Below are 21,508 nucleotides of genomic sequence, written 5' to 3' on the forward strand. Positions count from 1 at the left end.
CAGGACATCATGGCGGCAAACATCAAATCTTCGACGCTCGGCGGCCCGTCGGCCCCGCGCGTGGAGCAGGTCGACGCGTATGCGTGGAAAGCGCTGGCCGGGTCGGCGATCGGCTATGCGATGGACGGCTTCGACCTGCTGATCCTCGGCTTCATGCTGCCGGCGATCACGGCGGCGCTGCACCTGACGCCCGGGCAGGGCGGCGCGCTGGTCACGTGGACGCTGATCGGCGCGGTCGCGGGCGGCATCGTGTTCGGCGCGCTGAGCGACCGCTACGGGCGCGTGCGCGTGCTGACCTGGACGATCCTGCTGTTCGCGATCTTCACCGGCCTGTGCGCGTTCGCGCGCGGCTTCGAGGATCTGCTCGTCTATCGCACCATCGCGGGCATCGGCCTCGGCGGCGAGTTCGGGATCGGCATGGCGCTCGCGGCCGAAGCGTGGCCGGCCAGCAAACGCGCCCGCGTGTCGTGCTACGTCGCGCTCGGCTGGCAGGCCGGCGTGCTGCTGGCCGCGCTGCTGACGCCGTTTCTGCTGCTCCACATCGGCTGGCGCGGCATGTTCGTGGTCGGTGTGCTGCCGGCGCTGCTCGCCTGGGTGATGCGCAACAGGCTGCACGAGCCGGAAGCGTTCGTGCAGCGCGCGACGCAGCCGAAGTCCAACGCGTTCCGCATGCTCGTCGCCGACGGCCGCACCACGCGCACGAGCATCGGCATCGTGATCCTGTGTTCGGTCCAGAATTTCGGCTACTACGGGATCATGATCTGGCTGCCGACCTTCCTGTCGAAGCAGATGGGCTTTTCGTTGACGAAATCGGGGCTGTGGACGGCGGCGACCGTCGTCGGGATAATGATCGGCGTCTGGGTGTTCGGCCAACTGGCCGACCGCATCGGCCGCAAGCCGACGTTCCTGCTGTACCAGCTCGGCTCGGTCGTGACGGTCATCGCGTATGCGCGGCTGTCGGACCCGACGGCGATGCTGTGGGCCGGCGCGCTGATGGGGATGTTCGTCAACGGGATGGTCGGCGGCTACGGGACGCTGATGTCGGAAGGCTATCCGACGGCCGCACGCGCGACCGCGCAGAACGTGCTGTGGAACATCGGCCGCGCGGTGGGCGGCTTCGGCCCGGTCGCGGTCGGCGCGCTCGCCGCGCACTACTCGTTCCAGACGGCCATCGCGCTACTCGCCGGCCTCTACGTGCTCGACATGGTCGCGACGCTGTTCCTGATTCCCGAGCTCAAGGGCGTCGAGCTGGAATGAGCGCGCTGCGCGCACGCGCCGCCACGATTTCGCCGGAAACCACGATGCAGCGGAACAGCAGACCGTCGGCGCGATCGGCTCGGGCAAGGAACCGTGGCTCGCGTTTTCGGAACCGCTCGGTGTGCGGCGCGCGCAGGCCGGGTTCAACCTGCTGACGGGCGGCGGGTTGGCGATGCGGTTCGGCAGCGCCCGTATCGGGCTCGCGAGCGTCGCTGCGGGAACGACGGCGACCTGCGCGGCGACGGCTGGCCGCCGATCTCAACCGCCCGCCGGCCCGGCCCGGCTGAAGCGCTGCTCGACCACCTCGGTCCCCCACTGCGTGCCCGCGGACTCGCTCGTCAGCGCAAAGCCGAACGACTCGTACAGATGGCGCGCGGCATCGAGGCCCTTGAAGGTCCACAGGTAGGTCTCGCGAAACCGGTGTTCGTCGACGAAACGCATCGCCAGCGTCATCAGCTGACGCCCGACGCCCGAGCCGCGCAACGCGTCGTTGACGATGAACCAGCGCAGGTGCGCGACGCCCGTCGCCGGGTCGCCGTCGATCGCGAGCGACGCGAGCGTCCGGCCGTCTTCCTGGCACAGCCAGAGCGCCTTGCCGTCGGCCGGCAGCGCGCCCGCGAACGCAGCCAGCTCGGTCGCCACGCGCTGCTCGAAGAAGGCGCCGAAACCCCAGTGTTCCGCATAGAAGCGTGCATGCAGGCTCGCGATGTCGCCGATGCAGCCGGGCTGATAGCCCTCGCGAATCGACGGTGCATCGGCGGGCGCGACGCTCGCCCTGGCCGCGTTGTCCTGCGCGAGCGCATCGGCATACAGCGCGAGCGAACGCAGCAGCGCCTGCTGGTCGGCCGGGATCATGCGGCGTAGCGCATTCGACACCTGGTCGGTCGCGAACGTGTCGATGCGCTTCTGCAGCTTTTTGCCTTCGGCGGTCAGGTACAGCTCGATCGCGCGCGCATCCTCGCTCGACACGCGCCGCTCGACGACACCGGCCGCTTCGAGCCGCGCGAGTTGCCGGCTCGTGTTCGACTTGTCGAGCCGCAGGATCGCGCCGAGATCCTTCGCGTTGATGCCGGGCGCCATCCCGATCTCGAGGATCGCGTGCACGGCCGACGGCGCCCAGTCGCTGTCGGCCAGCGTCGCCCGCATGAAGCCGAGCTCGCGCACCAGTTTGCGCGAGAAGTCGCGCAGCTCGAGGATGGTCGCGTCGCGCGGCTTGGCCGGTGCGTCGATGAGATCCATGGTTGTTCCCGAAAGGTTGCGTATCGCAAGCAATAATAGTTGCGAGTCGCAACTTGAGCAAGGCGGATTTTCACGGGGGTCGATTGTTTCGGGGTGGGGCTTCCATGCGGCCGATGCCGGAGCGGGCGAGACACGGGGGCGAACGGGGATGGCGGGGCGCGACTGGTATTGAAGCGGATGGCCGTGCGCGGCGAAGCGGCCGCATACTGGGCGGCGCTGGCCGGCCCGCGGGCAGGATGTCGATCGATCGCCGATCGACGACCGCGGACCATGGAGATCACCATGAACAAGCTGCTGCCGATGACGATCGCGTTGCTTGCCGGGAGCGGCATCGGCGCGCCGCCGCTCCACGCGGCCGGCACCATGGATGCGCCGCCGTGCAGCGCCGCGCATGCGGCGGATCAGGGCGGCGGGAACGCCGCGATGCCGGGTGCGTCGGTCCGCAGCTTCTCGACCGCCGGCTGCTCGGGCGCGGTATTGCAGGGCGACCGGGCCACCGCGACCGTCAACGGCGACAGGGTCGAGTTGCGCGACGGCGTCGTCTACGTGAACGGGCAATCCTACGGCACGGTCACGCCTGCGCAGATGGTCGAATACGAGGCCGCGCGCGAGCGGCGCACGTTGAAGGTCGACGGAAAAATCCGCACGCCGCTGCGCTGATGCGTGCCGGCCCGGGCGCGACTCAGGACGTGGCGACCGCGGCCGCCGCGTCGGCCGGGCTGCCCGGCGGCTGGCCCGTTTGCCGGCGCGACCGGCCGGAGCTGAGATACGCGGCGATCGAATCCTGCGTGATCTCGCCGAGCCACGCACCGTCGGGGTCGAGCACCGGCATCCACGACGCACTGTACTGATACATCTTCGACAGCACGATGCGCAGGTTGTCGTCCGCCGCGACGCCGGCCGGGAACGGCGTCGCGCGTTCGCCGCACACGCCGCCGTCGGTGCGTGCCGCACGGCGCGTCACGTAGCCGAGCGCCCGGCCCGCGTCGTCGAGCACGGTCAGGTAGCGGCAGTCGGTTTCGTCCATTACCGCCAGCGCGTGCGCGAGCGGCGTATCGACGCGCGCCGTTTCGGGCTGCGTGGCGGCGTCGCCGGCCTTCACGAGCAGCAGGCGCTTGAGCGTGCTGTCCTGACCGACGAACTGCGCGACGAACTCGTCGCGCGGGCGGGCGAGCAGCGTGTCGGGGTGATCGTACTGAACGAGCTGGCCGCGCCGGAACACGGCGATGCGATCGCCCAGCTTGATCGCTTCGTCGATGTCGTGGCTCACCATGATCACGGTCTTGTTCAGTTGCCGCTGCATCTGGAAGAACTCGTTCTGGATCGACTCGCGATTGATCGGATCGACCGCGCCGAACGGCTCGTCCATCAGCAGCACGGGCGGATCGGCGGCCAGCGCGCGAATCACGCCGATGCGCTGCTGCTGACCGCCCGACAGCTCGCGCGGATAGCGTTTCAGGTACAGCTTCGGATCGAGCGCGACCATCGACATCAGGTCGCGCGCGCGCCCGGCGCAGCGCTTCTTGTCCCAGCCGAGCAGGCGCGGCACGACGGTGATGTTCTCCTCGATCGTCATGTTCGGGAACAGCCCGATCTGCTGGATCACGTAACCGATGTGGCGCCGCAGGTCGACTTCGTCGAGCTGCGCCGTATCCTCGCCGTTGATCAGCACGCGGCCCGATGTCGCGGCGATCAGCCGGTTGATCATCTTCAGCGTAGTGGTCTTGCCGCAGCCCGACGGGCCGAGGAACACGCAGATTTCCCCTTCGGGCACCGACAGGCTCACGGAGTCGACCGCGCGCACGGCCTGGCCGTCTTTCCGCGTGAAGGTCTTGGTCAGTTTGTCGAGTTCGATCATGTCTTCTGCACTCCCTTCGGTGTCAATGCACGTCGCAGCATCTGCAGCAGCCGGTCGGCGACGATCGCGAGCAGGCTCACGAGCACCGCGCCCACCAGCAGTTTCATCATGCTGCTCTGTCCGATCGCGCGCAGGATCAGCGTGCCGAGGCCGCCCGCGCCGATCACGGCGGCGATCGTCATCACGCCGATGTTCATCACGACCGCGGTGCGCACGCCCGCGAGAATCACGGGCACCGCCAGCGGCAGCTCGACGAGACGCAGGCGCTGCCACGACGTCATGCCGATGCCGGTGCCGGCTTCCTTGATCCCCGCATCCACGTTGTGCAACGCGAGGTAGGTGTTGCGCATGATCGGCAGCAGCGAGTAGAGGAACACGGCCGTGATCGCGGGCGCGGCGCCGATGCCCTGGCCGAAGCGCGAGAAGAACGGGATCATCAGGCCGAACAGCGCGATGGACGGCAGCGTGAGCACGAGCGTCGCGAGGCCGAGCAGCGGCCCGGCGAGCCAGTCGTGGCGATTGATCAGGATGCCGAGCGGTACGCCGGCGACGATCGCGCAGCCCACGGCGATCGCGACGAGCCACATGTGCTGCAGCGTGAGCTGCAGCAGCTCGGGCCAGCTCGAAGCGAGATAGTCGAATACGTTCACCGGTTCTCCTTCAAGGTAGCGGGTGGGTGCGCAGGAACGCATCGGCGACGTCGCGCGGCGATTGGCCGTCGAGGTCGACCGCCTTGGCCATCGCCTGCATCGCGTCGTTGTCGAGCGCGGCCGACAGCGCATTGAGCTGCGTCGCGAGCTTCGGATTGCTTTCAAGCGTGCCCTTGCGGACCACGGGCGTCGCGTTGTACGGCGGGAAGAATTGCCTGTCGTCCTCGAGCGGCACGATGCCGAAGCCCTTCACGCGCCCGTCGGTCGTGTAGACGAGGCCGATCTTCAACTGGTTGTTGTGCAGGGCCGTATAGACGAGCCCCGGATCCATCTGCTTCAGTTGCGCGCGGCTGAACTGCATGCCGTACGCGGCGAGCAGCGGCTTCAGGCCGTCGGGGCGATTCGCGAATTCCGCGTCCATGCCGAATACATAGTGCTTCGCGGCCGGATTGTTCTTCAGGTGCTCGGCGAGCTGCGACACCGTGCGGATGCCGGTGGCCTGCGCGAGCTCGCTCGGCAGGCCGATCGCGTAGGTGTCGTTGAGCGGCGACGCGTCGAGCCACACGAGCCCGCGCGGCACGTCGAGCGCCTTGACGCGCCGGTACATTTCGTCGGGCGACAGCTTGTCCTGGATCTTGTTGTAGACGAGCGCCGCGGTGCCCGTGTAATCCCACATCAGGTCGAACTGGCCGTTCTCCAGTGCGCTGCGCGCGAGCGTACTGCCGAGCCCGGCGCGGACTTCGACGTCGTAGCCGCGCGAGCGCAGGTATTGCGACGTGAGTTCCGCGAGCACGTATTGCTCGGTGAAGTTCTTCGCGCCCAGCACGAGCTTCGCGGCGAATGCGGGGGTGCAGGCCGCGATGCACAGTGCGCCGGCGGCGCCCGCGCGTGCGAGCGATCGAAGGAAGCGTTGAAGCGTCATGCGGCACCTCCGTGGCGTGCGAGCCAGTGACGGCTGCCGGCCGCGACGACGCCGTCCAGCGCCAGCGCGAGGATCGCGGTGAGCGATGCGCCGAGCAGCAGCAGCGGCTGGTTGTCGAGGTAGATGCCGGGGAAGATCAGCGAGCCGAGACTGTCCGCGCCGATCAGGTACGCGAGCGGCGCCGTCCCGACGTTGATCGCGAGCGCGGTGCGCACGCCCCCGACGATGATCGGCAGCGCGTTGGGCAGTTCCACGCGCACCAGCGACTGCCAGCCCGTCATGCCGATGCCCTTCGCGGCTTCGCGCAGCGCGGCCGGCACGTTCTTCATGCCTTCGTACGCGTTGCGCGTGACGGGCAGCAGCGATGCGAGGAACAGCGCGACGATCGCGGGCACGTCGCCGATGCCGAAGATGCCGAGCGCGATGGCCAGCACGGCGAGCGACGGGATCGTGTTGCCGATGTTGAAGACCTGCATGAAACGCTCGGCCTGGTGCTGGAAGCGCGGCCGGTTCAGCAGCACGCCGGCCGGCACGCCCACGGCGATGGCCAGCGTCATCGAATAGGCGACCAGCAGCATGTGCTGGCCCGCGTAGTAGGCGAGATCGTCCGAGCGCTGATGGAACGTGTCGGCGCCGATGCCGCGGGCCAATGCCCATCCCGCTGCGATGATTGCCACCAGGCTGCCCACCAGCTGGACAGTGCGTCGAGTCATGAAGATACGCCTCCTCGATTCGGTGCGGCGCGCGCAGGCGCACGCCGCGATGACGCCAATGGCGTCGCGATGGAAGTTCGTGATCCCGGCATGGCCGCGATTGAACTGACGGAAACAGTGCTGCCGGCTGCACCGAGGTGCGGCTGGCGGTCGGGTGAACGCTGCGACGCGTTCGTCTGATTGTCAGGTTCAGCCCGGCGGCGCCGTAACAACGAGGCGCGTTCGGGCAGGGCACCGTCCTGTGAAGACGGCATGGATGCGGACGGCTGGCAGCCGACCGCTGGGGCCGGTGGCCCCTTTGACGTGGCGAAACGGATGCATGCGCAACGAAGTGCGAAATGACATCACGTTGCGCGCGAGATCATGCGTTTTGTGATGAAGTTGACGCGAGTATAGAGCAATCGATTAATCGCGTCTACCCGGCGGACGATCGCGGCGATGCGTCGCCGGGCGTGCGGCAGCGAAGCACGGGGTGCGTCAAAATTGATTCGAAGACCGAATCAATCGGCAAAACCGTCGTCATCGCGCGCTCGTGCCGAACACGTGGTCGGCACGAGCGTGATCGCCGAATACCGCGCAGCGGATTCACGCGTCGGGGTCGGACTCCGCGCGCGGCGTCCTGCCGGTCCAGCGTCGGTACGCATGACGAAAGCTGCGCGGCTCGCTGTAGCCGAGCCGCTCCGCGATCGCGGCGACCGTCAGCGTGTGATCGTCGAGCAATCGCACGGCTTCGTCGCGTCGCACGTCGTCGAGCAACGACTGGAACGTGATGCCGTCCTTGTCGAGCCGGCGGCGCAGCGTGCGTTCGGTCAGGTGCAGCGCGTCGGCGAGCGCCGTCATCGACTTGAAGCGCACGAGGTCGCGCGCCATCAGCTCCTTCGCGCGATCGGCGAAGCGCGTGCCGACCGACGCGGCCCACTGCCGTTCGAGTATCTCGCACTGACCGTGCAATGCATTGAAGCTGACTTCGTTCGCGAGCCGCGGCGCTTCCGTGCCGTTCACCGACGTGAACACGAGCCGGTTGTCGTCCGCATTGAAGACGACCGGGCAGCCGAAGTGGCGCGCATAGTCGGCCGCGTTGCGCGGCGTGCGGCGCGCGAGCTGCACCTGTTCGGGCCATACCGGCTTGCCGACGAGATCGGACACGATCAGCCGCAGGCTCGACAGGCACATGTCGGCCTGGAATACCTCGAGATCGGGCTCGCCGTTGTAGCGGCCGATGGACACGCTCATGCCGCCCGCGTGCGTGTCGACGCGCACGTCGAAATACAGCCCCATGAACAGCGGAAACTGGCCCATGCAGCGGAACGCCTGCATGACGGAACCGCTGATCAGCATCGCGTAACCGGCGAGCCCCAGCGTCGACACATGCAGCCGCGCGCCGATCGACAACCCGATCGACGGCACGCCGCTGCGGCGCAGCAGGTTGCGGAAGCAACGTTGTTCCTGGCCGCGGTTCACGTGCAGGTTCGGCGACGCGACTTCGTCCGCGCCGAGCCCCGTGCCTTCGAGCAGCGCGGCGCCGTCGATGTGCCGCACGCGGCACTCGTCCAGCGCGACCGCGATCGCGTGGACCGTGGCGGGAATGTCTTCCTGGCGCCCGGCCGGGCGCGCGAGGCCGAGCGCCGAACGCAGGCTGCGTTCGGCCCGGCTCTGGTTTCGTGGGGAACGGCTGTCCATGGTGCCGAGGCGGTGACGGGGTCGCGTAGAACATAGCCGGAATGTCCGCAAAACGCCAGTGCGGCACAGCAGCATGCAAGGCCGGACGGCACGATGCACGACCACGTGTCCGGAAATATCCCTCGATTACGTCCGTTTTTCTCATTCGTTCTCGATTTTTTGACGCACCACACTTTCTTCCAGTCGTGCCCCGTCGATAGCGCCGGACGCACGCGTGTTGAAGTCATGGACGCCACCCACGTGAGGACAGCATGGACAACGACAGGCCAGGTCGACCCGCATCAACCGCCGCGACGCGAGACTTCGGCGAGACCACGCCGCGCAGCGACACGGACGCACGCAAGCCGCACCTGCTCGGGCTCTCGACGCTGGTGATCTTCGGCCTCGCGTACATGCTGCCGATGACGGTGTTCACGACCTACGGCCTCGTCACGAGCGAGACGAACGGGCATCTGACCGCCGCGTATGCGGTCACGCTGATCGCGATGCTGTTCACCGCGCGCAGCTACGGCCACATGGCGCGGCTGATGCCGAGCGCCGGATCGGCCTATACGTTCGCGAGCCGCAACTTCGGCACGTCGGCCGGCTTCATGGTCGGCTGGGCATTGCTGATGGATTACCTGTTCATCCCGATGATCAGCTACCTCGCGATCGGCATCTACATGAAGCAGATCTTTCCGGCGGTGCCGGCCAGCGTGTGGATCGTCGGCAGCATCGCGCTGGTCACCGGGCTGAACATCGTCGGCATCCGGCTCGTCAATCGCGTGAACCTGATCCTGATCGCGAGCCAGCTCGTGTTCATCGCGGTCTTCGTCATCGCGTCGGCGCACGTCGCGGCCGGCGAAGGGCTGTCGATGGCCGTCGCATGGCCGTCGTCCGGCGATGCGCGCGCGATCTTCGCCGGCTCCGCGATCCTGTGTCTGTCGTTCCTCGGGTTCGATGCGGTCACCACGCTGTCGGAGGAAACGCGCGAGCCGCGGCGCACGGTCCCGCGCGCGATCCTGCTCTGCACGCTCGCGAGCGGCCTGCTGTTCATGCTGATCGCGTATGTCGGTCAATGGGTGTTTCCCGACTGGCACGCGTTCAAGGATCTCGATTCGGCGAGCCTCGACCTGATGCGGCGGGTCGGCGGCCGCACGCTGTCGGCGTTCTTCGTCGCGGTGTACGTGGCCGGCTGCTTCGCGAGCGCGATGGCGGGCCAGGCGAGCGTGACGCGCGTGCTGTTCGCGATGGGCCGCGACCGCGTGCTGCCCGAATGCGTGTTCGGCCATCTGCATGCGCGGCTGCGCACGCCGGTGCGCGCGACGCTCGCGGTCGGCGTCGTGTCGCTGTCCGCGCTGTTCATCTCGCTCGATCTCGCGTCGACGATGATCAGTTTCGGCGCGCTCGTCGCATTCGCGATCGTGAACCTGTGCGTGATGCGCAGCTATCTGGGCCGGCCCGAGCATCGCGATGCCGCAGGCTGGATCGCGTACGGCGTACTGCCGGCGATCGGCTTCGCGATGAACGTGTGGCTCTGGTCGGGGCTGTCGCGCCAGACGTTCTACGTCGGCATCGGTTGGCTCGCGCTCGGCCTCGGCCAGCTCGTGTGGCTGACGCGCGGCTTCACGCGCCCGGCGCCGACGCTGTCGATGAACTGAATGGCCGGCTGCACGATGCCGGTTCTGAAACCCTGAAGGAGGAGTGATCCATGAACGCTGTTGACGTCAATCTCGAGGCGGACCTGCAGGCGCTCGGCAAGCGCCACCTGCTGATGCACTTCACGCATGCCGATGCATACCGCGAGAACGCGCTGACCGTGTTCGACCGCGGCGAAGGCTGCTGGCTCGTCGATCGCAACGGCAAGCGCTATTTCGACGGGCTGGCCGGGCTGTACTGCGTGCAGGTCGGCTACAGCCACGGCGCGGAGATCGGCGACGCGATCCGCGAGCAGATGGCGCGGCTGCCGTTCGCGACCAACTGGGGCGTGGGCCACGAACCGGCGATCCGGCTTGCGCACAAGCTCGCTGCGCTCGCGCCGGAAGGCTTGAACCGCGTGTTCTTCACGTCGAGCGGCTCGGAGTCGAACGAATCGGCGATCAAGCTGGTGCGCCAGTATCACCAGTCGCGCGGCGAGCCGCAGCGGCGCAAGTTCATCGCGCGGCGCGTCGCGTATCACGGCACGTCGTTCGGCGCGCTCGCGCTGAACGGGATGACGAACTTCCGCAAGCATTTCGAGCCGCTGATGTCGGGCGTGCGGCACGTAAGCAACACGAAGCGCTACGGCCGCCCGGTGGGCGAGACGGAAGCGCAGTTCACGCGCCATCTGCTCGACGAGATCGAATCGCTGATCGTGCAGGAAGGGCCGGACACGGTCGCCGCGATCGTCGTCGAGCCGCTGCAGAACGCGGGCGGCAGCCTGACGCCGCCGGCCGGCTACGCGGCCGGGCTGCGCGACATTTGCGACCGGCACGGCGTGCTGCTCGTGGCCGACGAGGTGATCTGCGGGTTCGGCCGGCTCGGCGAATATTTCGGGTCGGCGCGCTACGGGCTGAAGCCGGACATCATCACGTTCGCGAAGGGCATCGCGTCGGGTTACGTGCCGCTCGGCGGCGTGATCGCGAGCGACGCGGTGGTCGACACGGTGCTCGATGGGCCGCAGCAGATGTTCCTGCACGGCGCGACCTACGGCGGTCATCCGGTCGCGTGCACGGCCGCGCTCGCGAACCTCGCGATCATGGAGCGCGAAGGCGTGCTCGCGAACGTCCGCGACAACGAAGCGGTGTTCCGCCAGGCGCTCGACGCGCTGCTCGAACTGCCGTGCGTTGGCGACGTGCGCGGCGACGGCTATCACTATTCGCTCGAACTCGTGACCGACAAGGCCGCGCGCCGCTGGGCGGCCGGTATCGGCGCGCAGGCGTTCGTGTCGACGCTGCTCGCGCCGGCGATCTTCGACGCGGGGCTGCTGTGCCGCGCGGGCGTCGACCACGAAGGCACGCCGATCGTGCAGTTCTCGCCGCCGCTCGTGATGTCGCGCGACGAGATCGTGTGGTTCGTCGCGCGGATCCGCGACATCCTCGTCGAGTCCTATGCACGGGCGACGCGCTGAGCGCGCCAACCTTCCTTTCAGGAGCATTCGATGCGAACGTCACAACAGTCTTATATCGACGGCCAGTGGCTCGATCCGGTCGATGCGCGATCGATCGACGTGATCGATCCGGCTACCGCGCGGCCGTATGCACAGCTTGCGATCGGCGATGCGGCCGATGTCGATCACGCAGTCGGCGCGGCGAAGCGGGCCTTCGATACGTATGCGCGTTGGTCGGTGGAAGAGCGCGTCGCGTTGCTGACGCGCGTCCTCGAGATCTACCGGCGTCGCTACGAAGAAGTCGCGCAGACGATCAGCCAGGAGATGGGCGCGCCGATCGCGTTCGCGCGCGCGATGCAGGCCGCGGTCGGCACCGCGCACCTCGAACAGACGATTCGCGCGCTGCAGTCGTTCCGCTTCAGCACGCAGACCGGTTCGCTGCTGGTGTCGCACGAGCCGATCGGCGTGTGCGCGCTGATCACGCCGTGGAATTGGCCGATCAACCAGATCGTGTGCAAGGTCGCGCCGGCGCTCGCGGCCGGCTGCACGATGGTGCTCAAGCCGAGCGAGATCGCGCCGTTCAGCGCGATCCTGTTCGCGGAGATCCTGCACGAGGCCGGCGTGCCGCATGGCGTGTTCAACCTCGTGCACGGCTACGGACATGAAGTGGGCGATGCGCTGTCGCGGCATCCGGAGGTCGACATGGTGTCGTTCACGGGCTCGACGCGCGCGGGTGTGGAGGTCGCGAAGGCGGCGGCCGATACCGTCAAGCGCGTGCACCAGGAGCTCGGCAGCAAGAGCCCGAACCTGATCCTGCCCGACGCGGACATCGAGGATGCCGTCACGCGCGGCGCGCGCAGCTGCTTCAGCAACAGCGGGCAGTCGTGCAACGCGCCGACGCGGATGCTCGTGCACGTCGATGATCTGGCTCGGGCCGAGCAGGCGGCGCGCCGGGAAGCGGAACGCACCGTCGTCGGCGATCCGCGTTCGACGGAAACCGGCATCGGGCCGGTGGTCAGCCGCACGCAGTTCGATCGCATCCAGCACTTCATCCGGCTCGGGATCGATGAAGGCGCGACGCTCGTCGCGGGCGGCCCCGGCCGGCCGGAGGGGCTCGCGGACGGGTTCTACGTGCGGCCGACGGTGTTTTCGAACGTCACGCCGGCCATGACGATCGCGACCGAGGAGATCTTCGGGCCGGTGTTGTCGATCATGACCTACCGGACCGAGGACGAGGCCGTCGCGCTCGCGAACGATTCGGTCTACGGGCTCGCGGCCTACGTGCAATCGACGGATCTCGAACGCGCGCGCCGGATCGCGGCGCGGTTGCGCGTCGGCAACGTCCACATCAATTACCCGGCGTGGAACCCGGCCGCGCCGTTCGGCGGCTACAAGCGTTCGGGCAACGGGCGCGAATATGCAGAGTTCGGCCTCGTCGAGTATCTGGAAACGAAGGGGACGACCGGGTACACGGAAGGCGGCGCGCGATGACGGCCTGATCGCCCGGATGAATCGCGGCGCGAGTGCATCCGCGCCGCGCATGCCGCCGCTCAGCGTTCTTCCGGATCCGTTGCGGCCGCATCGAATCCCGTAACGGGCGCGGCGGCGGCCCGCCTGCGGATCTCGGAGTCGAGGATCAACCGCCCGCGCAGCTTGCCCTTCATCCGCTTCACGTGCTTGGGCGCCTCGGTCATGTGCTCGACCATCAGCGCACGGACGCGCTCGGCATCGCGCTCGCGCGCGGCCTGCAGGATCGCCTTGTGGATCGACACGTTCGCCTCGCCGAAGCGCTTGTGCTCGGCGAGCGGCGTATCGTTCCGGAACTCGATCAGCTGCCGGATCATCTCGTTGATCAGTTCGCAGCTGAAGCGCAGGAACGGATTCGGATTCGCGGCCGCGAGGATGTCGTGGAATGTCGTATCCTCCTGCCGCTGACGCAGCATGTGGCCGCGATCGTGCACGCCCGACGCGCCGTCGCAGCACGCGATGTTCGCTTCCAGCGCCGCGAAGTCGCGCTCCGTCAGGTGCGGCACGGCGCCGGCGGCCAGCTCGGGTTCGAGCAGCTTGCGAACCGTATAGATGTCGTCGATCGTCACGTCCTTGAAGAACAGGTAGTTCTGCAGCAGCTGAAGCGTGCGGTCGAGCGGCACCTCGACGACCATCCCGCCGCCCGACGGCCCCGTCGTGACCTTGATGAGCCCCTGCACCTCCAGTGACTTCAGCGCCTCGCGGATCGTGCTCTTGCTCACCGCGTAGAGCTGCTGCAGCTCGGCTTCGCGCGGCAGGCGGTCGCCCGGTTTCAGGTCCTTCTCGGTGATCAGCCGCTTGATCTCCTCGGCGACGAGGTCGGCCCGCTTCGGCTGCTTGATTTCGACCGCGAGGCCCGCCCTGGCTCGGTCCATGACCATCTTCACGACTCCTTTGTGTGGCTGCGCGCCGCGTCATCGTCGACGACCGGTCCCGGCGCGGGTACGGAATTTTGCCTGATTGACACCAATTTTGATCAACTCTAGCATCAGGTTCATTCTATTTATCATGATAAATAGGATCAACCGGCGGCGCGCATCCAGACATGGCGTGGGCACGGTTTGGCAGTCGGTCGTATCGCGTGTGTCCCCCATGATGAGGAGCGTCAACTTGAATCGCCGAGAACTGTTGAAACTGGCCGCGCTGTCGGCCGTGCCGGGCGCGCTCGGCAGCATGTCGTCCCGGGCCGCGTTCGCGCAGGGCTCGCCCATCCAGCTCGCATGCCCGGTGCCGATGTCCGGCCCGTTCGCGGCCAACGGCAAGTACGCCGATCTCGGCATGCAGCTCGTCGTCAAGCAATACGGCAAGGTGCTCGGCGCGCCGCTCGCCTATACGGCGCTCGACACCGAGGGCAAGCCCGCGACCGCCGTGCGGCGCGTGCAGGAAATTGCGCAGCAGAAGGGCGTGCGCTTCTTCGCGGGCGGCATCCTGTCGTCCGAATCGCTGGCGATGGGCAAGGAAGTCCAGAAGGCGGACGGCGTGTTCATCACGACGGCCGGCGCGGACGAGATCACCGGCAAGGATTGCAACGCGTCGACGTTCCGCTGGTCGGTGCCGACCTTCGGCGCGATCGAGCAGACGGTGCGCCCGTTGATCCAGATGCTGCCGAAGGCGAAGCGCTGGTACACGATCACGCCGCAATACGTGTTCGGCGACGGGCTGCTGTCGGCCGCGAAGGCGGTGTTCAAGGAGAAGGGCATCGAGCACGTCGGCAACAGCTATCACTCGCTCGCCGAGAAGGAGTTCAGCGGCTACCTGACGAATGCGGCGGCCGCGCAGCCGGACGTGCTGCTGATCCTGAACTTCGGTTCGCAATCGTCGGACACGCTGCGCCAGGCCGTCAGCTTCGGGATGAAGCGCAACTGCACGATCCTGCTCGCGTGGGCATCGGGACTCGAGCAGTTCGAGGCGCTCGGGCCGGACATCTGCGACGGCGTGTATTTCGGCGCGCAGTACTGGCACGGCATCGATTCGCCGCTGAACCGCGATCTCGTGAAGCGCGCGAACGCCGCGTTCAAGGCGAACCCGAACTACAGCCTCGCGGGTTCGTACATCTGCTCGAAGATCCTGATCGACGCGATGGTGAAGGCCGGCAGCGCCGATCCGAAGAAGGTCGTCGCGGCGATGGAAGGGATGAAGTACGACGGCCTCACGGGCCCGGAGGAAATCCGCAAGGGCGATCACCAGGTGCTGAAGAACTACTACCTGCTGAAGGGCAAGCCGAAGAGCCGGATGAAGAACGCGGACGACTACGCCGACATCGTCAGCTCCGGGCAGTCGTTCCTGCCGCTCGACAAGACGGGCTGCAAGCTCGCGTGACGCCGTGCATGCGTTCGCGGCGCCACGCGCGCCGCGGGCGTCCGTTACCTTCCTTTCCGACATGGAAGCCATGAACGTCTATCTGCTGCAGATCGTCAACGGCATCGGCGTGGGCATGCTGTATTTCCTGCTCGCCGTCGGCCTGTCGATCGTGTTCGGCCTGCTGCGCTTCGTGAATTTCGCTCACGGCGCGTTCTATCTGCTCGGTGCGTATCTCTGCTACCAGGCACTGCAATGGTCGGCGAATTTCTGGGTCGCGCTCGCGGTCGTGCCGCTCGTCGTCGGCGCGTTCGCATGGATCGTCGAGAAGCTGGTGCTGCGCCACGTGTACGCGCAGCAGCACGAATTCCACATCCTCGCGACGGTCGGGCTCGCGCTCGTGCTGCAGGAGTGCGCGATCCTCGCATGGGGGCCGCTCGGCGACAACGTGCCGCCGCCCGACGCGCTGAATGGCGTCGTGATCTGGGGCGGCTTCGTTTACCCGAAGTACCGGCTGTTCGTGATCGCGTTCACGGCCGTGCTCGCCGCGTTGCTGTGGTGGGTGCTCGAAGGCACGCGGCTCGGCAGTACGGTGCGCGCGGGCAGCGAGTCGACGGAGATGGTGTCGCTGCTCGGCATCAACGTGACCCGCGTGTTCAGCCTCGTGTTCGCGCTCGGCGCGGCGACGGCCGCGCTGGCTGGCGTGCTCGCCGCACCGATCCGCGGCGTCGATCCGTTCATGGGGATCGAGGCGCTCGGCGTCGCGTTCGTCGTGGTCGTCGTCGGCGGGATGGGGAATTTTCTCGGTGCGCTCGTCGGCGGGCTGCTGGTCGGCATCGTGCAGAGCCTGATGAGCACGCTGTGGCCGGAAGGCGCGCGGCTGATGATCTACGTTGCGATGGCGGCCGTGCTGCTGCTGCGTCCGAACGGTTTGCTGGGGAGGGCCGCATGATCGATTCGTCGAAACCGCTGCCGCCGGGCGCGGCGACGTCGCAACGCTCGCGGCCGTGGCGCGGCGTGCTGCAGCGGCCGGAAGGCTGGCTCGCGGTGGTGGCCGCGTGCGTGTTGCCGCTCGTGCTGAGCTCGGGCTCGCTCGCGACCGAAGTGCTGGTGTTCGCGCTCGCCGCGCTCGGCTGCAACCTGCTGCTCGGCTACACGGGGCTGCTGTCGTTCGGGCAGGGGATCTTCTTCGGGCTCGGCAGCTACGCGGCGGGGCTGGTGCTGACGCGCGGCGTCGCATCGGTGAGCGTCGCGCTGCTTGCGGCGGCGGTGCTCGGCGCCGTCGCGGCCGCACTCGTCGGCTGGTTCTCGATCCGGCAGCGCGGCACCTATTTTGTGATGCTGACGCTCGCGTTCGGGCAACTGTTCTATTTCCTCGCGTATACGACGCCGGATGTGACGGGCGGCGACAACGGGTTGCTCGACATCCCGCGCCCGGCGCTCGCCGCGTTCGGGCATCCGCTCGTGTCGCTCGATTCGCCGTGGCGCTACTACGGCTTCGTCGCGGTGCTGTTCGTCGCGGTGTTCTGGCTGCTGCTGCGCGTGTCGCGCTCGGTGTTCGGCCGCACGCTGCTCGCGATTCGCGACAACGAGGCGCGCGCGGCGGCGGCCGGCTACGACGTGAAGCGCTTCAAGCTCGCGGCGTTCGTGATCTCCGGCGCGGTCACGGGCCTGGCGGGCGCGCTGCACGCGTTGATGACGGGCATCGCGCCGCTGTCGAACATCGACTATCACACGAGCGAAATGATCCTCGTGATGACGGTGATCGGCGGCACGGGCAACCTGTTCGCGTCGGTGCTCGGCGCGGCGTTCTACGTGCTGTTCGCGGACTGGCTATCGACGCTGTGGCCGCGCTGGCTGCTGCTGCTCGGCCTCGTCCTGATCGCGGTCAGCCTGTTCATGCAGCGCGGGTTGTGGGGGCTGGGCGAACGCATCGTGGCGTCGCTGCGGCGTGGCGATCGCGCGGCGGCCACGGTCAAGGAGCGGCAATGAGCGAAGCGATTCTCGAAGCGCGCGGCATCGTCAAGCGCTACGGCAAGTTCACGGCGCTGGGCGGCGTCGATCTGCGCATCATGCCGCGCACCGTGCATTCGGTGATCGGCCCGAACGGCGCGGGCAAGACGACGCTGTTCCATACGCTGACCGGCACGCTGCCGATCACGTCGGGCTCGATCCTGTTCGACGGTCACGACGTGTCGCACGAACCCGATCACAAGCGCGTGCGGCGCGGGATCGCACGCTCGTTCCAGGTGACGAGCCTGTTTCCGAACCTGAGCGTGCGCGAGAACCTGCGCGTCGCCGCACAGGGCGTCGAATCGCGGCGGGCGCTGAATCCGTGGACGCCGCCGCGCGGCGCGCTTGCGCATGGCGGCATCGTCGACGACGTCCTCGAGCGGCTCGGCCTGCAACGCTTCGCCGACACCGTGGCCGGCGTGCTGTCGCATGGCCAGCAGCGCCGGCTCGAAGTCGGCATGGCGCTGGCGGCGCGGCCGCGCGCGATCTTCCTCGACGAGCCGACGTCGGGCATGGGCATCGACGATCTCGACGACATGAAGACGCTGATCCGCGGCCTGCGCGACGATTACACGGTCGTGCTGATCGAACACAACATGGGCATCGTGATGGACATCTCGGACACGATCACGGTGATGCAGCAGGGGCGCGTGCTGGTCGAAGGCAAACCCGACGCGATTCGCGGCGACGCGCGTGTGCGCAGCGCGTATCTCGGCAACATGATCACCGGAGGCCGTGCATGATGCTCGACGTGAAAGAGGTTCATGCGTGCTACGGCAAGAGCCACGTGCTGCAGGGCATTTCGCTGAACGTGAACGAAGGCGAGACGGTGACGCTGCTCGGGCGCAACGGCGCGGGCAAATCGACGACGCTGAAGACGATCGCGGGCGTCGTCGCGCCGACCGGCGGCACGGTGACGTTCGCGGGCCGGCCGGTGTCCGGGCAGCCGGCGCACCGCATCGCCGCGCGCGGCCTGTGCTTCGTGCCCGAGCATCGCGGGATTTTCCGGCTGCTGTCGGTCGAGGAAAACCTGCGGCTCGGCGCACGGCGCGATTCGCCGTGGCAGCTCGACGATATCTACCGGATCTTTCCGCGCCTGAAGGAGCGCCGCCGCAACGGCGGCGCGCAGTTGTCGGGCGGCGAGCAGCAGATGCTCGCGATCGGCCGCGCGCTGATGAATCATCCGCGGCTGCTGATGCTCGACGAGCCGGTCGAGGGGCTCGCGCCGGTGATCGTCGAGGAAATCGTCGAGCAGTTGAAGCGGATCAAGGCGGCCGGCGTCGCGATCCTGCTCGTCGAACAGAACCTCGAAGTGTGCACGCAGCTCGCGGATCGCCACTTCGTGATCGAACAGGGCGTGATCGTCTACGAAGGCAGCAACGCGGCGTTCGCGGCCGACCATGACGTGAAGGACCGGTACCTGGGCGTCGGCGTGGCATGAGCCGTGCCCTTTCAATGCGAGGAATGGCAACGATGCAAGTACAGGATTCGACTCCGGGCGTCGCGGCGTCCGGCTTGCGCGTCGACGGCGCGCGGCTGTGGGACAGCCTGATGCGGCTCGCGCGGATTGGCGCGACCGACAAGGGCGGCGTGTGCCGCCTCGCGCTCACCGAACTCGATCGCGACGCGCGCGACCTGTTCGTCGCATGGGCGAAGGACATCGGCTGCACGGTGCGCGTCGATGCGATCGGTAATATCTTTGCGCGGCGCGCGGGCGAACGGGACGACCTGCCGCCCGTCGCGACGGGCAGTCATATCGACACGCAGCCGACCGGCGGCAAGTTCGACGGCAACTACGGCGTGCTGGCCGGCCTCGAGGTGCTGCGCACGCTCGACGACGCCGGGGTGCGCACGCGCGCGCCGCTCGAGGTGGCCGTCTGGACCAACGAGGAAGGGTCGCGCTTCGTGCCGGTGATGATGGGTTCAGGCGTGTTCGCGGGCGCGTTCACGCTCGATCATGCACTGGCGCAATGCGACCGCGACGGCGTGTCGGTGCGCGATGCGCTGGCCGCGATCGGCTATGCGGGCAGTGCGGACGAGGGGCGCGGCGCGCATCCGGTCGGCGCGTATTTCGAAGCGCATATCGAGCAGGGGCCGGTACTGGAGGCGCACGACACGACGATCGGCGTGGTCGAGGGCGCGCTCGGACAGCGCTGGTACGACGTGACCGTCCACGGGATGGAGGCGCATGCGGGCCCGACGCCGATGGAACTGCGCCGCGACGCACTGCTGGTCGCAGCCGATCTCGTGCGCAAGGTGAATGAGATCGCGCGTGCGCATCCGCCGCATGGGCGCGGCACGGTCGGCTGGGTCGACGTGCATCCGAATTCGCGCAACGTGATTCCGGGCCGCGTGACGCTGACCGTCGACCTGCGCGCGGCCGACGACGCGACGCTGACGGCGATGGACGCGCAACTGCGTGCGGCATGCGCGGATCTGGGCGCGGCGGCCGGGATGCGGATCGACATCGAGCCGGTCGTGTACTTTCCGCCGCAGCCGTTCGATCCGGCGTTGGTCGAGCAGGTCCGCGCCGGCGCGCATGCGCTCGGGCTGTCGTCGATGAACGTGATCAGCGGTGCGGGCCACGACGCGGTGTATCTCGCGCGCGTCGCGCCGACCGCGATGATCTTCGTGCCGTGCAAGGACGGCATCAGCCACAACGAGATCGAGGACGCCGATCCGGTCCATCTGGAAGCCGGCTGCAACGTGCTGCTGCATGCGATGCTGGGCGCGGCCGGCATCGCGGAGGGCGCTGCGCGATGAAGATCCTGATTGCCCGGATGAACCACGAGACCAACACGTTCTCGCCGGTGCCGACGCCGCTCGCCGCGTTCGGCCGTCATGGCCCCGACTGGGGCGACGACGCGTATCGCGCGAATCGCGGGATGCGCACCGCGATGGCCGCGTTCATCGATGCGGCCGAACGCGAAGGCGCGGACATCGTGACGCCGGTATCGGCGGCCGCGAACCCGAGCGGGCCAGTCGCGGCCGACGCGTATGCGGCGATCTGCGATGCGATCGTTGCGGCCGCACCCGGTTGCGACGCGGTGATGCTCGACCTGCACGGCGCGATGGTCGCCGAGCAGAGCGCGGACGGCGAGGGCGACCTGCTCGCGCGCGTGCGCGCGGCGCTGCCCGATGTGCCGATCGCGGTCGCGCTCGATCTGCACGCAAACGTCACGCAGAAGATGGTCGACAACGCAGACGTGATCGTCAGTTTCAAGACCTATCCGCACGTCGACATGTATGAGACCGGCGAGCACGCCGCGCGGCTGCTGCTCGACCGGCTGCACGGCCGCGCGCAGCCCGTGCTCGCGTGGCGGCAGCCGCCGCTGATGACGTCGACGCTGCGCAGCGCGAGCGCCGAAGGCGCGATGCGGCGCGCGGTGGAGGCCGCGTTGGCGGCCGAGGCGGACGGCATGCTCGCGGTGTCGATCCTGCCCGGCTTCTCGCTCGCGGATATTCCCGCGCCGTGCATCAGCGTGGTCGTGGTGGCCGACGGCGACCGCGCTGCGGCCGATGCGGTGGCCGAGCGCATCGCGCGGCAGATCTGGGACGCGCGCGACGACTTCGTCTATCGCAGCGCGCCGCTCGCGGAGTCGGTCGCGCAGGCCGCGGCGCTCGCCCGCGGCGCGGACCGCCCGGTGCTGATGCTCGATCACGGCGACAACTGCATGTCGGGCGGCCCGTGCGACACGATGGACCTGCTCGAAGCCGCGCTCGCGCACGGGCTCGACGGGATCGTCAGCGGGCCGTTGTGCGACCCCGAAGCCGTCGCGGCGCTGATCGACGCGGGCGTCGGCGCCACCGTCACGGTGCCGGTCGGCAACCGGCTGCCGTCGCACGGCGGCGTGCGGCGCGAACCGTTTCGCGCGACGGGCATCGTGCGCGCGATCACCGACGGCGAATACGTGATCACCGGGCCGACGTACACCGGGCAGCGTGCGTACATGGGCCGCGCGGCCGTGCTCGATATCGGCACGGCCACGCTCGTCGTCACCGAGCGCACGCAGGAGCCGTGGGATCTCGGCGTGTTCGAGAGCGTCGGCGTCGATCCGCGCCGCGCGCGCTTCCTGCTGCTGAAATCGCGGATGTATTGCCGGCCGGTGTTCGTGCCGATTTCGTCCGCGCTGGTCGAATGCGACAGCCGCGGCGTGACCGGTTCGGACTTCGGGCTGTTCCGCTACGAACGGCTCGCGCGGCCGGTGTATCCGCTCGACGATATCGGCGAGTGCTCGGCGGGCACGCGACGCACGAATTGACGGAGCGGAACCGGGCGCGAGA

Annotated in this window: 19 protein-coding genes; 12 read left to right on the top strand and 7 right to left on the bottom strand. The window is 68.1% G+C overall.

Going from position 1 to position 21,508, the window contains the following annotated elements:
• Positions 1-9 precede the first annotated feature (9 nt).
• Positions 10-1,257, top strand: a complete 1,248-nt coding sequence (locus tag HWX14_RS23400; protein WP_175884757.1) for an MFS transporter — start codon at positions 10-12, stop codon at positions 1,255-1,257.
• A gap of 258 nt (positions 1,258-1,515) precedes the next feature.
• On the opposite strand, the gene HWX14_RS23405 is transcribed toward HWX14_RS23400, so the two are convergent.
• Positions 1,516-2,496, bottom strand: coding sequence for a helix-turn-helix domain-containing GNAT family N-acetyltransferase (locus HWX14_RS23405; protein ID WP_175884758.1), 981 nt, complete (start codon positions 2,494-2,496; stop codon positions 1,516-1,518).
• 177 nt (positions 2,497-2,673) lie between these two features.
• Here HWX14_RS23405 and HWX14_RS23410 point away from each other — a divergent pair, with 177 nt between their 5' ends.
• The gene (locus HWX14_RS23410) at positions 2,674-3,156 is read left to right on the top strand and encodes a sugar ABC transporter ATPase (protein WP_244130312.1); all 483 of its coding nucleotides are present in this window, start codon (positions 2,674-2,676) and stop codon (positions 3,154-3,156) included.
• A 22-nt stretch (positions 3,157-3,178) separates the two neighbouring features.
• On the opposite strand, the gene HWX14_RS23415 is transcribed toward HWX14_RS23410, so the two are convergent.
• From HWX14_RS23415 to HWX14_RS23435, 5 genes are all read right to left on the bottom strand, one after another.
• Positions 3,179-4,354 (bottom strand): ABC transporter ATP-binding protein, encoded by a 1,176-nt coding sequence (locus HWX14_RS23415; RefSeq protein WP_175884759.1) that lies wholly within the window; start codon positions 4,352-4,354, stop codon positions 3,179-3,181.
• On the bottom strand, positions 4,351-5,004 hold the full coding sequence (locus HWX14_RS23420) for an ABC transporter permease (protein ID WP_175884760.1): 654 nt from the start codon (positions 5,002-5,004) through the stop codon (positions 4,351-4,353). The genes HWX14_RS23415 and HWX14_RS23420 overlap by 4 nt, the downstream gene beginning before the upstream one ends.
• Before the next feature lie 10 nt (positions 5,005-5,014).
• Positions 5,015-5,926, bottom strand: coding sequence for a glycine betaine ABC transporter substrate-binding protein (locus HWX14_RS23425; RefSeq protein ID WP_175884761.1), 912 nt, complete (start codon positions 5,924-5,926; stop codon positions 5,015-5,017).
• Positions 5,923-6,639: an ABC transporter permease gene (locus tag HWX14_RS23430; RefSeq protein WP_175884762.1), complete on the bottom strand. Its 717-nt coding sequence runs from the start codon at positions 6,637-6,639 to the stop codon at positions 5,923-5,925. Before HWX14_RS23430 ends, HWX14_RS23425 begins: the two co-directional genes overlap by 4 nt.
• A gap of 585 nt (positions 6,640-7,224) precedes the next feature.
• On the bottom strand, positions 7,225-8,319 hold the full coding sequence (locus tag HWX14_RS23435) for an AraC family transcriptional regulator (protein WP_175884763.1): 1,095 nt from the start codon (positions 8,317-8,319) through the stop codon (positions 7,225-7,227).
• A 251-nt stretch (positions 8,320-8,570) separates the two neighbouring features.
• Between HWX14_RS23435 and HWX14_RS23440 the strand changes: the two genes are divergently transcribed.
• The 3 genes from HWX14_RS23440 to HWX14_RS23450 are packed head-to-tail and all read left to right on the top strand — an operon-like array spanning position 8,571 to position 12,877.
• Positions 8,571-9,959 carry an APC family permease gene (locus HWX14_RS23440; protein WP_175884764.1) on the top strand — a complete coding sequence of 463 codons (1,389 nt, stop codon included), beginning with the start codon at positions 8,571-8,573 and terminating at the stop codon, positions 9,957-9,959.
• A 50-nt stretch (positions 9,960-10,009) separates the two neighbouring features.
• Positions 10,010-11,407 carry an aspartate aminotransferase family protein gene (locus tag HWX14_RS23445; protein ID WP_175884765.1) on the top strand — a complete coding sequence of 466 codons (1,398 nt, stop codon included), beginning with the start codon at positions 10,010-10,012 and terminating at the stop codon, positions 11,405-11,407.
• Between the two features lie 30 nt (positions 11,408-11,437).
• Positions 11,438-12,877: an aldehyde dehydrogenase family protein gene (locus tag HWX14_RS23450; RefSeq protein WP_175884766.1), complete on the top strand. Its 1,440-nt coding sequence runs from the start codon at positions 11,438-11,440 to the stop codon at positions 12,875-12,877.
• Positions 12,878-12,936: 59 nt separating this feature from the next.
• On the opposite strand, the gene HWX14_RS23455 is transcribed toward HWX14_RS23450, so the two are convergent.
• Complete coding sequence (locus HWX14_RS23455) at positions 12,937-13,794, bottom strand: FCD domain-containing protein (protein ID WP_175884767.1); 858 nt, start codon at positions 13,792-13,794, stop codon at positions 12,937-12,939.
• Between the two features lie 229 nt (positions 13,795-14,023).
• On the opposite strand from HWX14_RS23455, the gene HWX14_RS23460 reads away from it, so the two are divergent.
• The 7 genes from HWX14_RS23460 to HWX14_RS23490 all read left to right on the top strand — a co-directional run bounded on the left by HWX14_RS23460 (position 14,024) and on the right by HWX14_RS23490 (position 21,486).
• Positions 14,024-15,232, top strand: coding sequence for an ABC transporter substrate-binding protein (locus HWX14_RS23460; protein WP_175884768.1), 1,209 nt, complete (start codon positions 14,024-14,026; stop codon positions 15,230-15,232).
• 70 nt (positions 15,233-15,302) lie between these two features.
• Entirely contained in the window at positions 15,303-16,163 is an 861-nt protein-coding gene (locus HWX14_RS23465; RefSeq protein WP_027808159.1) for a branched-chain amino acid ABC transporter permease, read from the top strand.
• Positions 16,160-17,203: a branched-chain amino acid ABC transporter permease gene (locus HWX14_RS23470; RefSeq protein ID WP_175884769.1), complete on the top strand. Its 1,044-nt coding sequence runs from the start codon at positions 16,160-16,162 to the stop codon at positions 17,201-17,203. The genes HWX14_RS23465 and HWX14_RS23470 overlap by 4 nt, the downstream gene beginning before the upstream one ends.
• Positions 17,200-17,967, top strand: a complete 768-nt coding sequence (locus tag HWX14_RS23475) for an ABC transporter ATP-binding protein (RefSeq protein WP_175884770.1) — start codon at positions 17,200-17,202, stop codon at positions 17,965-17,967. Before HWX14_RS23470 ends, HWX14_RS23475 begins: the two co-directional genes overlap by 4 nt.
• Positions 17,964-18,665, top strand: coding sequence for an ABC transporter ATP-binding protein (locus tag HWX14_RS23480; protein ID WP_050013633.1), 702 nt, complete (start codon positions 17,964-17,966; stop codon positions 18,663-18,665). Before HWX14_RS23475 ends, HWX14_RS23480 begins: the two co-directional genes overlap by 4 nt.
• Before the next feature lie 32 nt (positions 18,666-18,697).
• Positions 18,698-19,987, top strand: a complete 1,290-nt coding sequence (locus HWX14_RS23485) for a Zn-dependent hydrolase (protein WP_175884771.1) — start codon at positions 18,698-18,700, stop codon at positions 19,985-19,987.
• On the top strand, positions 19,984-21,486 hold the full coding sequence (locus HWX14_RS23490; RefSeq protein WP_175884772.1) for a M81 family metallopeptidase: 1,503 nt from the start codon (positions 19,984-19,986) through the stop codon (positions 21,484-21,486). Before HWX14_RS23485 ends, HWX14_RS23490 begins: the two co-directional genes overlap by 4 nt.
• The last annotated feature ends 22 nt before the right edge of the window (positions 21,487-21,508 follow it).

The sequence above is a fragment of the Burkholderia sp. BCC0044 genome, assembly GCF_902832955.1.
Taxonomy (GTDB): domain Bacteria; phylum Pseudomonadota; class Gammaproteobacteria; order Burkholderiales; family Burkholderiaceae; genus Burkholderia.